Source organism: Devosia sp., assembly GCF_036406155.1.
GTDB lineage: Bacteria > Pseudomonadota > Alphaproteobacteria > Rhizobiales > Devosiaceae > Devosia_A.
Genome location: NZ_DASWVV010000238.1, coordinates 1 through 10,589 on the forward strand (window position 1 = coordinate 1; position 10,589 = coordinate 10,589).

Consider the following 10,589-nt stretch of genomic DNA (forward strand, 5'->3'; position numbering starts at 1 on the left):
ATGCGCATGGCCCAGCGCCGAACCGTCCCCGATACATGGCGCCACATCGGCGCCCTCGTCCAATCCATCGAGCCAGAAGAATGCGCAAACTACTTCGCAAATGCAGGATATGCTTCAAACTAAGCCAGAACCGCTCTAGCCGGGCGTTGCGTTCTGCCTTTTCGGGCCAGGGTGTGCCGGTGATGGCCTCGTTGAGCGCCTCGCCGCTGCCGAGCGCTAGCCAGAAGCGGCCGGGGAACATGGCGCCGAGCGTGGCTGCCGCCTGCGCCAGCACGGCGGGGTGGTAGCGGTAGCCGGGCGCGCTGATGCAGCCGAAGGGCAGGCGCGTCGCCTGCATCGCCGCGCCCAGCCAGCTCCAGGCAAAGCCCGATTGCCCGTGCCGCTCGCTCCACGGGTGGAAGTGGTCGGAGGACTTGGCGGCGTCGAAGCCGGCGGCTTCGGCGGCGCGGACGAGAGCGAGCAACTCGGCCGGGCCGAACTGCTCGTGCGAGGCATGGTAGCCGAACCGCGTCATCGCGCCGCCTCGACGATCTCGTCCACCGTGGCGGTCTCGACCTGCATGCCGAAGCGGCTGTGGTAGATGGACAGCATCGCCTCATGGGTGGCGTCGGCCGAGGAGCAGACGGCGTCGCTCGCCACCAAAGTGCGCAGGCCGAGGTCGACGGCGCCCAGCACCGTCGCCAGCACGCACACCTCGGTCTCGGTGCCGGAGACGACGATCGTGTCGACGCCGCGTGCGGCGAGGTCGGGGGCCAGCCCCGTGCCTATCCACGGGCTGTAGACGGATTTGTCGACGACCCGCGCCGGCGGCACGAAAGCCTCGAGTTCGGGCATGAGCCCGACCAGCGCCGGGTCGAGCCGCTCGAGGGTCATGCTCGCCCAGCGCCGGTAGTAGCGCCGCCAGCTGCCGCCCACCCGCGAGGCCGACGGCGGCGGCACGAAACGCGTGAAGACGGTGCGCTCGGGGGCGACGGCGACGAGGCGCGCGGCCTGCGGCAGGACGCGCGCGAGCCACGGGGTGCGCCATTCGGTGGCCTCGCCGAACAGGCGCTGCATGTCCACGCACAGGTGCACCCAGCGCTCGCCCAGCGGGCCAAAGCGGACTCCCTGCTGCTTCACGGTGGGCGCATCGAAGTTCATGGGCATAGCAACAGCGCCGGGGTCGCCGGGGTTCCGACCCGGGGGGAACCGGCGCTGCGCACCACGAGTTGAGGGGCGGTCCGCAACGCACCGCAAGGTCAGTGATGACGACCCGTTTTGGCCCGCTTCTCGATGCGACGGGTACCACGTTCCGCCTGTGGGCGCCCGGCGTCGCCGGCGTCGAGCTGCAGGTGCACGGCGAGGCGCCGCTGGCGCTCGAACAGCACGAGGGCGGCTTCTGGCAGCGCCGCGTCGAGGGCGTCGGGGCGGGGGCGCTCTATCGTTTCGGGGCCGGGGGCACGGTGTTTCCCGACCCGGCGTCGCGCCAGCAAGCGGACGACGCCGACGGCTGGAGCGTCGTGCGCGGTCCCTTCGGGCGCCCGCCCCGCCGCCGCCCCGTCCGGCCTTGGCACGAGACAATACTCTGCGAGGTTCATGTCGGGGCGGCCACCCCGGAGGGGACGTTCGCCGCGCTGACCCGGCGCCTCGAGCATTTTCGCGATGCCGGGTACACGGGGCTCGAACTGATGCCGGTCAACGATTTTCCCGGCCGGCGCAACTGGGGCTATGACGGCACCCTGATCTTCGCGCCCGACACCGCCTACGGCACGCCCGAGGAATTGCGCGCCCTCGTCGACCGCGCCCACGAGCTGGGCCTCTCAATCCTCCTCGACGTCGTCTACAATCACTTCGGCGCGCTGCACAATTTCCTGCCGGCCTACGCCCCCGAGTTCTTCGACGCGGCGGAGTCGACGCCGTGGGGGCCGGGCCTCGCCTTCGACCGGCCGCAGGTGCGCGCCTTCTTCGAGGAAAACGCCGCCTGCTGGCTGGGCGAATACGACATGGACGGGCTGCGCTTCGACGCCGTCCACGAAATGAAGTCCGAGGCGCACGACCTGTTCCTCGGCGAGCTCGCCAAGGCCGCGCGCGCCGTCAAGCCCGACGCCGCGCTGGTCATCGAGAACGTCAACAACAAGGCGCACTGGCTGACGCGGCGCGAGGACGGCAGGCCGGTCGACTTCACGGCGCAGTGGAACGACGATTTCCACCACGTGCTCAACTTCGTCGTCACCGGCGAGCCGCGGGCGGGCTACGAGGATGAGAGCCGCGATGCCGTCGCCGACCTCGAAAAGGCGCTGGCCGACGGCTTCGTGCATGACGGCGAGGCGGAGGGGCCCAGCGACGGGCGCACGCGCGGCGAGCCCGCCAGCCGGCTGCCCATGGAGGCGTTCATCGCCTACGGGCAGAACCACGACCAGATCGGCAACCGCGTCGACGCCAGGCGCGTCGTGGCGCGCGTCGATGCCTGCCGGCTCGACTTCATGCATTTCGTCACCCTGCTCAACCCGCAGATCCCGCTGTTGTTCATGGGCGAGGAGGCGCATCTGCGCACCGGCTTTCCCTTCTTCTTCGACCTGCCCGAGCCGGTCGCCTCGGAAAAACGGGCGGACCGCTACCGGCAGATGCGGGAGATGTTCAAGCAGGAGGTGGCGGCGGGCGAACTGCCCGATCCCAACGATCCGGCCACCTTCATGCTGGCCAAGCTCGACTGGCAGGCGCTGGCGGAAGCGCCGCACCAGGACGCACTGGCGCGCTTTCGCGCCCTCGTCGCGCAGCGCCGCGCGCTCGTCTGGCCGCTGACCGCGAGCCCGTACCGCGATGCCTGGTCGGCCCGGCAGGGCGACGGGATCATCGTCACCTGGGCCTACGCGGCGGGCGCGCTCACCATGGCGCTCAATCCCACCGGCGGCGTGGCGCGCATGCGCTTCCGGGCTCCGGAGGAGGTGGCGGTCACCGGGCATTTCCGGCGCCGGGGCGAGGAGATGGTCCTGGGGCCGTGGACGGCAATGGCGTGGCGGGGATAGCGGGGCACAGCGCGGGCCGGCTCAGGCCGCGCGCGGGGACGGCCGGGCCGGACCCGGCCGCGGATGCGCGCACTCGGCGACGCTGGTCCTGTCGAGTTCGGCGAGGAAGGCTTCGCGCGCCGCCGCGAGCCGTGACTTGAGCCGGCATCCCGGTGTCAGCAGGCAGGCGCCGCCATCGGCGCGAAAGCACTCGACGAGGGCGTAGCGGCGCTCGAGGAAGCGTACGACCTCGCCTAGGGTAATGGCTTCGGCCGGCCGGGCCAGGCGCACGCCGCCATCGGCGCCGCGCTGGGTGGTGACGAAACCGCCGCGTGCGAGATCCTGCACCACCTTGGTCAGATGGTTGTACGGAATGCGCACTTCCTCGGCGATCCGGGCGGTCGTCGAGGGCACTCCCGGTGCGTCAGCTAGCCGCATTAAAACCCGTAAACCGTAGTCAGTGAAAGCAGTTAGGCGCATTCTGGCTCCTGAAGTGGCATTTACAATGCCTATTGGCTCGGCTATCAACTCGCAATCCAAATACCAGTTCCGGTCGCGTCTGGCCAATGGCGCGACGGCGGGCCGGAAGGGGTGGGGCTTGGACTGGCGGCGCGCTGGTGCGTCGTCGAGGGCTAGCGGCGGGTTTGCCGCAAGGGAGGGGGCATGTCGGCACAGCGCATCATCAGGATGGCGTTGGCGATCCTGGCCAGCGGAGCGAGCTTGGCGCTCTCCTGGCCGTACTGGCGCGATTTCAGCTACTGGGCGGAATCGGAAGTCATGTGGCTCGTCTATCTGGCGGTGGGCTTCGTGCTCGCCGTCTACGTCTTCCACGTCTATCTGGGCAGCCTGCGCACGCTGTTCGAGCACGATGCGCTGGCGCGGGCCGGCAAGGCCGGCCAGAAGCCGGCACGACCCGCCGGCAAGGAGGGCGTCGCATGAGCTGCGCCCCTGGCAAGCCTTGCCGCGAAGGCCTCCTCAGGCGTCGCGCGCTCGCCGCACTCGGCCTCATGGCGCTGATCTTCGTGGCGCTGTCGGCCGCTTCCTTCGTCGATGAACGCGGCCAGGTGGTCCCGACCGCCGTCGCCTATGCCGGCTTCGACGCCGTTGAGGGCAAGCGCGTGTTCCAGTCCTACAATTGCATGGGCTGCCACACCATCGTCGGCAACGGCGCCTATCTCGGCCCCGACCTGACCGATCTCTACGCCAAGGTCGGGCCGGCCTGGATCGAAGCCTTCCTGCCCTCGGCCGGCAGCTGGCCGACGAGCGGGGCGGTGCGCCTCAAGCTGCAGGACGCGGCCGTCGCCGCCGACGCCGGCACCGATTCGATCGAGGCCTATCTCGAGAAATATCCGGCTGCGGCCGAGCGCATCGCGCGGCGCGGCGCACACAAGACGATGATGCCCAACCTGCCGCTCTCGGCAACCGAAGTCGGGCATCTGGTGGCCTTCCTCAAATACACCTCCGAAATGGATACCGAGGGCTGGCCGCCGACGCCAAGGGTGGATGGGCTCACCTTCCCGCAGGCGACGCCGCTTCCCGTCTTGCAGCAGGCTTCGCTGGCGCCGGTCGCCCCGACGGGTCCTGTCGCAAGCGCCCAGACGCAGGAGGCGCTCGGCGCCCAGCTGGCCGAGGACAACGGGTGCACCGCGTGCCACTCCACCGGCACCGACACGCTCGTCGGTCCGGGCTGGGGCGGCCTGTACGGCTCGGCGTCGGCGCTGGCCGACGGCTCGACCGTCACCGCCGACGACGCCTATATCAGCCAATCCATGCTCGAGCCCGACGCCAGGATCGTGGCCGGCTTCGAGCCGGGTGCCATGCCGTCCTTCGCCGAACTGATCGAGCCCGATCAGGTCGAGGCCATCGTCGCCTATATCCGCAGCCTTGGGGAGCAAGCGCCATGATCCGCATCGAATACGAGACGCAGCGCCTGAGCCTGCGGTTTTTCCTCGTCATGCTGGTGCTGTTCTTCTTCCAGACCAGCTTCGGCCTGCTGCTGGCCTTGCAGCACGTCGACCCGGGGCTGCTTGCCGGCACCCTCAATTTCAACGTCATCCGCACGCTGCACCTGAACTTCGCCATCTTCTGGGTGCTGTGCGGCTTCATCGGCACCATCCTGTTCGTCGGGCCATTGCTGTCCAAACGCGAGCTGGCGGCGCCGTGGCTGATCCACGTCCTGTTCTATGCGCTGCTCGCCGTGGTGGTGTGGAACCTGTTCACCCAGGTGCTGGCGCAGCAGGGCATCGCCATCTGGTGGATGGGCCAGCCGCTGCTGCAGGAAGGGCTCGAATATCTCGAGGCGGGGCGCATCGCCGACGTGGTCATCCTGGTCGGCTTCGCCATCCTGTCCTTCGTCGTGCTGCGCACCTTCCCCCCGATCCGGCAGTGGAACGAGATCCACTGGGGCCTCGGGCTGGGCGTCCTGGCGCTGACGGCGGTGTGGGTGTTCGGACTGTTCTTCGTCGAGCGGCTCGACCTGCAGGAATATTTCCGCTGGTACGTGGTGCATTACTGGGTCGAGGGCGTGTGGGAGGTGATCCACATCTCGCTCGTCGGCTTCCTGCTGGTGCTGATGTTCAAGGCCGACGTGAAGGCCGTGGGTTATGCCGTTTTCTGGGGCATCTCGCTGGTGTGGCTGTCGGGCCTGCTGGGCAACGCCCACCACTACTTCTGGATCGGCACGCCCGAGTTCTGGCAGTTCTGGGGGTCGCTGTTCAGCGCGCTGGAGCCGCTGCCGCTGATCTTCTGCTTCTGGCACATCTATCTCGATGCCCATGAGGACGACAAACCGGTCGAGAACATGCCGGCCTTCGCCTTCCTGCTCGGCTCGGTCGTGCTGGAGCAGGTCGGCGCCGGCATCCTCGGCTTCACCATGACCTTCGCGCTCACCAATGTGTGGTCGCACGGGACCTGGGTGACGACCAGCCACGCGCATCTCGCCCTGTTCGGCACCTTCGGCATGCTCGGCATCGCGGCCGCCTACTACGCGGTACCCCTCATGCGCGGCCTTGCCGGCTTCGACCAGCGCCTTGGCCGGCTCGCCTTCTGGCTGGTGTTCACCGGCATGCTGGGCATCGGCTTCGCCTTCGCCATCGGCGGCACGGTGCAGGTGTTCGTCTACCGCACGCTCGGGCTCGACTGGTTCGGCGGCGACGTCGCCCCGGCCATGCTGGTGGCCAAGGTACTGGTGCCGGTGTTCGGCTTCATCTTCGCCGTCGGCGTGGCGCTGCTGGTCTACGACCTGGCGACCATGGGGCTGCGGGCCGGGGTCGCCGCGCGGGCGCCCGCGGCGACGCGCGGTACCGGCTGGGGCGCACCGCTGAGCGGCTGGGAAACCGGCAAGTGGCTGCTCGCCATGTGGTTCTTCGGCGCCGTCATCACCGTGGGGCTGCTCAGCTTCAATCTCGATACGGTGCGGCAGGGCAACGCGCTGTTCCCCTACGTGATGGCGGGCATCGGCTATCCCGGCCTGCTGCTGGTGACGCTGGCCTTCGTCCTGCGCTTCCTGCGCTCGCTCGAGGCGCGCACCTACATGGCACTGTCCACCCCGCCGGCGGCGGCAGCCGCGGTGCCGGTCGGGGCGGCCTGACCGGGGTCCACCGCACTGGACAGACACGGGGCCGGCGCCGGACAGCGCCGGCCCCGCTCGTTTGCGGCGCGATCGTCCGCGCCGGACTTCGCACCGTTGCCGCGCGGTGCTAGCCTGCCGGCGACTTCGGGTTCGGATTCGCGCGCAGGGGAACGATGGCCGCAAGAAGGACAGCCTGGCCCGGAAGGCGGGCACCGTGAGCGGGGAAGCCGCGCTCACCTGCAAGCTCGCGCGGCAAGCCATGGCGCGCTGGCAGCCGGAGACGGAGCGGCTGCGCCAGCTCGCCGCCGGCCGGTCGCCGGGGCAGCGCCGCCAGGCGCTGCTGGAGGCGCAGCTGGCGCTCGACCAGATCGACGTGTTCGTGCGCCGCATCCAGCCGCTGCTGCGCGCCCCCGAGGCGGCAGTGCGGCAGGAGGCGGAGGTGCTGCTGACCGGCATCGACGCGCTCAAGGATCGTCTTGCCGCCATCGCCGACGGTCCGGCGGCCGAGCCGGGACAGGTCGCCAGCACTGCCGCACCATTGCCGCCGCTGCGCGATGCGTCCGGCGGCCAGGTCACCCGCTTCGAACCGCGCTATCTCGACCATCTGGCCGGGCGCCTGCCGGGCCGGCAGGAGCCGGCTGCCGCCACCTCGCCACCGGCCGTGTTCGAGACCGCCTATCGCCTGTGGCTGCAGGACGGCCAGCCCGCCGGACGCGCCGATTTCTACTGGCGCGAGGCGCTGGAAGCGCATTGGCAGCAGCGCGCCTGGGACAGCGCCACCGGCATCGACGCGGTGCCGGCGGCGCGGCTGCGGCTCGGGGGCGGTTCGGAGGAGGCCGGCGCCTTCGCCGACCTCGCTGCGACGCTGGAAAGCCTCGTGGGCGACGCCGCCCCGGACCCGGCAGCCATGGACCCTAGCCCGGAAGCGTCACACTCCGATGCGGAAGCGCCGTCCCCCGATGCGGACGCGGCGGCAGCGGCGCCGGAGTCGGCATCCCCCGAGTTGGGACCCCGCCGGCAGCGAGCGCGATACGTCAAGGGGCAGGGAATCGTGTGGACCGATGCCACGGCGGCCGATGTCCCCCCAGCCCCGCCGGCGCCGCCGCCACGGCCGGCGCCCATGGGTTCGGCCAAGGCGCGCCCGGGCAACAGGAAGAAGGGGTGGGGCGGCGCCTAGCTGGCCGGCGCGGACGGCGATTCGCTGGTGTGGCCATCGCCGGCAGTAGGGTGGGCCGGATCACCACGTGGTGAGCGAGCGCCATACGGCGCGACCTCACGGCAGGGCGGCAATTTCAGCGGGTCTTGCGCACGGAACACGCGCCACGCAGGCACGAGCGCAGCCACCGGTGCGCCAGGTCTGCGTCCATTCGCGGATGCCACAGCATCGAGATCGTGAAGGCCGCCATCGGGAAGGGCAGTGCGAAGGTCCTGACGCCGCGTCGCAATCCTGCAGTATGACGCTCAGGGACGGTGGCAATCAGCCCGGTGTCCCGCGCGAGTGCGATCGCTGCCGCAAAGCCGTTGACGACAATGCCGATACGGCGCTCGGCTCCGGCGGTCCGCGCCGCGTCGTCCACTTCGGAGCTGTGCAGTCCCCGGCGCAGGATCTGGACGTGTTCGGCCGCTCCATAGCGCTCGAGCGTCATGCGCGCGTCGAGAACAGGGTGCCCGTCTTGCGCCACGCCGACCCAGCGGTCCTCGAACAACGGCAGGGCCCGCATCTCGGGTGCAGTCGTCAGGTCGATCACGCCGGTTTCGATGTCGACCTCGCCCTCGCGCAGCGGAGCACTTTCCTTGTCGGGCTTGGCGACAAACTGCAAGGTCACACCGGGTGCTTCCTCGCGCGTCCGGGCGATGAGGCCTGGGCCGAACGTCTCCACGAAGCCCTCGCTCGTACGCAAGACAAAGCGGCGCTCCAGAGTCGCGAGGTCGAGCCTTTCGGCAGGCCGCAGGATGGCCCGCGCCCCATCGACGATCGGGCCGACCTGACCGCGCAGTTCCAGCGCCCTCGGCGTGGGCACGAGGCGGCGGCCGGCGCGGACGAGCAGTGGATCGCCGGTGGCTTCGCGCAACCGCGCCAGTGCACGGCTCATCGCCGACGGGCTCAGTTGCAGACGCCTCGCCGCGCCCGCCACGCTGCCTTCGGAGAGCAGAACATCCAGCGTCACCAGCAGATTGAAGTCGGGCATCGGCGAGCTTCCATATGGCGTTCGGTGCACGGATATGATGCGAATGCTGCGCGTTCCGCAATAGCACAAGGACGCGTAACTGACGGGCATTCGATCTCAGGAGTCTCCCATGCCCGCTCGCTACGCCCCGATCCTGTTCGGGTTCATCCTTTCGGCACTGATGTCGTTCCTCGTCTCCGGCATCGCGACTTTCCGCAACGCCGGTCCGGCCGACGGCTTTCTCAACATCTGGGTCAGTGCCTGGCTGCCGTTCTGGCTGATCGCCTTTCCGGTGTTACTGGTCGTGGCGCCGGTCGCGCGCTAGTCCGATGCCCTCGCATTCCTCCAGAGGACAGGGCTGGCGTCTCGCTTCGCTATCGCTGGCGATGCTGCTGCCGTCACTGGGCATCAGCGTCGCCAACATCGCCCTCCCCAGCTTGCGGATAGCCTTCGATGCGAGCAGCCAGGAGGCCCAATGGGTCGTCATCGCCTATCTGGTTGTCGTCACCTCGTCCCTCGTGACCGCCGGCCGGCTGGGCGACCTGTTCGGCCGCAAGCCGCTCCTGCTTGCTGGTATTGCCATCTTTTCCCTCGCCTCGCTGGGCGCCGTACTCGCTCACACCATCTGGGTCGTCGTCCTCGCCCGTGCCGTTCAGGGCCTTGGCGCCGCGATGATGATGTCGCTCACCGTCGCCGCGCTCAGCGACGCGGTTACGGTGGAACGCACCGGCACGGCGATGGGACTGCTCGGCACCGTTTCGGCAATCGGCACGGCGGCTGGGCCGTCGCTCGGCGGCCTGCTGCTCGGCATGTTCGGCTGGCCGTCGATCTTCGTGCTGATGGCCATCGCCGGACTGCTGGCCGCGTTGTTCGTCGGCACGCAGCTGCCAGCCGTCGCGACGCTCCATCGCCGGCCGGCGTTCGACCTGCCCGGCGCGTTGACTCTTATGCTCACCGTTGCGGCGTTCGCGTTGGCAACGACGCTTGGCCCCCTCACCTTCGTCAACGCCGTCCTTGGCGGACTTGCCGTGCTGGGCGTGGCAGCATTCGTTCGCATCGAACGGCGGGCTGCTGCGCCACTGATCACCGGCGCATCGGCAATGGGAACACTGTTCACTCTTGGCTCAGGCGGCACCGGCATGGCCGGCGGGTCTGGGCTCCAGGCGGTCTTCGCCGCCGCCTCCTTGTTCGTTGTCGTTGCACTCGGCCTGTCGGCCTGGGCGAACAGAGTGGAGGCGACCTCGAACGGGAATCTTCCCGGCGAAGCACCAGCTTCAGGCCGCGTTTCCGACCCGCTGATGGTGACGGCCCGCGCCAAGGTCGTCAGGGGAGGCGGCGACTAAACTGGAGCCGTGCGCCGCTTCGGCGAACGGCAGGCTGCTCTGCACGGCCTCTTTGCCGACAAGCCCGCGTCTAGCGGTCCTGGAAGGGATCGCCGGGAATGCGGATGCGCGCCGAGGCGGGGGCAAAGCGCGAGGCGATGTCGGCGGCCGATTTCTGGGTGTCGGGCAGCGGTGCCGGACCCGCTCCGCTCGCCCCCGAGATCTCGCCGCCGGCCGCCGCGGCGCTCATCGCCTGGGTCACGACGTTGAGCAGCGGCGCGCGCGGCGCTGCGGATGTCGGCACGGACGCGGGCGGCTCGGTCTGCTCCAGCAGGCCGCGGATCGCCTCCCGAACCCTGGCCGCGCTCGCCTCCATGGCCTGCCAGCGGTCGGTGAGCTCGGCGCGCTTGGCGGCCAGCACGGCGGCAGCCGGAAACGGCACGCGCACGCCGTCGACGGTGGCGTCCACCATGCCGCTCCAGTCCAGTCTGTCGTGCAGATCCTCGAACTCGCGGGCGATCGCCAGCACGTCCCGGTTGGCCTG

At 69.7% G+C, this 10,589-nt stretch carries 11 protein-coding genes and 2 pseudogenes; 8 read left to right on the forward strand and 5 right to left on the reverse strand.

Going from position 1 to position 10,589, the window contains the following annotated elements:
* Positions 1–123 (forward strand): annotated as a pseudogene (locus tag VGD93_RS16485) (IS630 family transposase); the annotation flags it as partial.
* Between the two features lie 13 nt (positions 124–136).
* Here VGD93_RS16485 and VGD93_RS16490 read toward each other — a convergent pair.
* Positions 137–514: pseudogene (locus VGD93_RS16490) on the reverse strand (LLM class flavin-dependent oxidoreductase); the annotation flags it as partial.
* Positions 511–1,140 carry a cysteine hydrolase family protein gene (locus VGD93_RS16495; protein ID WP_395013257.1) on the reverse strand — a complete coding sequence of 210 codons (630 nt, stop codon included), beginning with the start codon at positions 1,138–1,140 and terminating at the stop codon, positions 511–513. The gene VGD93_RS16495 and the pseudogene VGD93_RS16490, both read right to left, overlap by 4 nt.
* 104 nt (positions 1,141–1,244) lie before the next feature.
* On the opposite strand from VGD93_RS16495, the gene VGD93_RS16500 reads away from it, so the two are divergent.
* The gene (locus VGD93_RS16500; RefSeq protein WP_395013258.1) at positions 1,245–3,005 is read left to right on the forward strand and encodes an alpha-amylase family glycosyl hydrolase; all 1,761 of its coding nucleotides are present in this window, start codon (positions 1,245–1,247) and stop codon (positions 3,003–3,005) included.
* A gap of 21 nt (positions 3,006–3,026) precedes the next feature.
* On the opposite strand, the gene VGD93_RS16505 is transcribed toward VGD93_RS16500, so the two are convergent.
* Complete coding sequence (locus VGD93_RS16505; RefSeq protein WP_395013259.1) at positions 3,027–3,464, reverse strand: RrF2 family transcriptional regulator; 438 nt, start codon at positions 3,462–3,464, stop codon at positions 3,027–3,029.
* A 183-nt stretch (positions 3,465–3,647) separates the two neighbouring features.
* Here VGD93_RS16505 and VGD93_RS16510 point away from each other — a divergent pair, with 183 nt between their 5' ends.
* From VGD93_RS16510 to VGD93_RS16525, 4 genes are all read left to right on the forward strand, one after another.
* On the forward strand, positions 3,648–3,923 hold the full coding sequence (locus VGD93_RS16510; RefSeq protein WP_395013260.1) for a hypothetical protein: 276 nt from the start codon (positions 3,648–3,650) through the stop codon (positions 3,921–3,923).
* Entirely contained in the window at positions 3,920–4,888 is a 969-nt protein-coding gene (locus VGD93_RS16515) for a c-type cytochrome (RefSeq protein ID WP_395013261.1), read from the forward strand. Before VGD93_RS16510 ends, VGD93_RS16515 begins: the two co-directional genes overlap by 4 nt.
* The gene (locus VGD93_RS16520) at positions 4,885–6,573 is read left to right on the forward strand and encodes a cbb3-type cytochrome c oxidase subunit I (RefSeq protein ID WP_395013262.1); all 1,689 of its coding nucleotides are present in this window, start codon (positions 4,885–4,887) and stop codon (positions 6,571–6,573) included. Before VGD93_RS16515 ends, VGD93_RS16520 begins: the two co-directional genes overlap by 4 nt.
* A gap of 196 nt (positions 6,574–6,769) precedes the next feature.
* A complete protein-coding gene (locus VGD93_RS16525; RefSeq protein WP_395013263.1) occupies positions 6,770–7,732 on the forward strand; it encodes a DUF2934 domain-containing protein in 963 nt (320 codons plus the stop codon).
* Positions 7,733–7,847: 115 nt separating this feature from the next.
* Here VGD93_RS16525 and VGD93_RS16530 read toward each other — a convergent pair whose 3' ends face one another.
* A complete protein-coding gene (locus VGD93_RS16530; protein ID WP_395013264.1) occupies positions 7,848–8,744 on the reverse strand; it encodes a LysR family transcriptional regulator in 897 nt (298 codons plus the stop codon).
* 109 nt (positions 8,745–8,853) lie between these two features.
* Here VGD93_RS16530 and VGD93_RS16535 point away from each other — a divergent pair, with 109 nt between their 5' ends.
* Complete coding sequence (locus VGD93_RS16535) at positions 8,854–9,048, forward strand: DUF2798 domain-containing protein (protein ID WP_395013265.1); 195 nt, start codon at positions 8,854–8,856, stop codon at positions 9,046–9,048.
* A 4-nt stretch (positions 9,049–9,052) separates the two neighbouring features.
* The gene (locus VGD93_RS16540; protein WP_395013266.1) at positions 9,053–10,066 is read left to right on the forward strand and encodes an MFS transporter; all 1,014 of its coding nucleotides are present in this window, start codon (positions 9,053–9,055) and stop codon (positions 10,064–10,066) included.
* Between the two features lie 70 nt (positions 10,067–10,136).
* Here the strand turns inward: VGD93_RS16540 and VGD93_RS16545 are convergent.
* The coding region (locus VGD93_RS16545) for a hypothetical protein (RefSeq protein WP_395013267.1) at positions 10,137–10,589 on the reverse strand (453 nt) is incomplete at its 5' end.

Excerpts from the sequence above, each read along its gene's own strand:
- VGD93_RS16495 (WP_395013257.1), bottom strand. The coding sequence starts at position 1,140 with ATGAACTTCGATGCGCCCACCGTGAAGCAGCAGGGAGTCCGCTTTGGC.
- VGD93_RS16535 (WP_395013265.1), top strand. The coding sequence starts at position 8,854 with ATGCCCGCTCGCTACGCCCCGATCCTGTTCGGGTTCATCCTTTCGGCA.
- VGD93_RS16510 (WP_395013260.1), top strand. The coding sequence starts at position 3,648 with ATGTCGGCACAGCGCATCATCAGGATGGCGTTGGCGATCCTGGCCAGC.
- VGD93_RS16530 (WP_395013264.1), bottom strand. The coding sequence starts at position 8,744 with ATGCCCGACTTCAATCTGCTGGTGACGCTGGATGTTCTGCTCTCCGAA.
- VGD93_RS16500 (WP_395013258.1), top strand. The coding sequence starts at position 1,245 with ATGACGACCCGTTTTGGCCCGCTTCTCGATGCGACGGGTACCACGTTC.
- VGD93_RS16505 (WP_395013259.1), bottom strand. The coding sequence starts at position 3,464 with ATGCGCCTAACTGCTTTCACTGACTACGGTTTACGGGTTTTAATGCGG.
- VGD93_RS16515 (WP_395013261.1), top strand. The coding sequence starts at position 3,920 with ATGAGCTGCGCCCCTGGCAAGCCTTGCCGCGAAGGCCTCCTCAGGCGT.
- VGD93_RS16520 (WP_395013262.1), top strand. The coding sequence starts at position 4,885 with ATGATCCGCATCGAATACGAGACGCAGCGCCTGAGCCTGCGGTTTTTC.
- VGD93_RS16540 (WP_395013266.1), top strand. The coding sequence starts at position 9,053 with ATGCCCTCGCATTCCTCCAGAGGACAGGGCTGGCGTCTCGCTTCGCTA.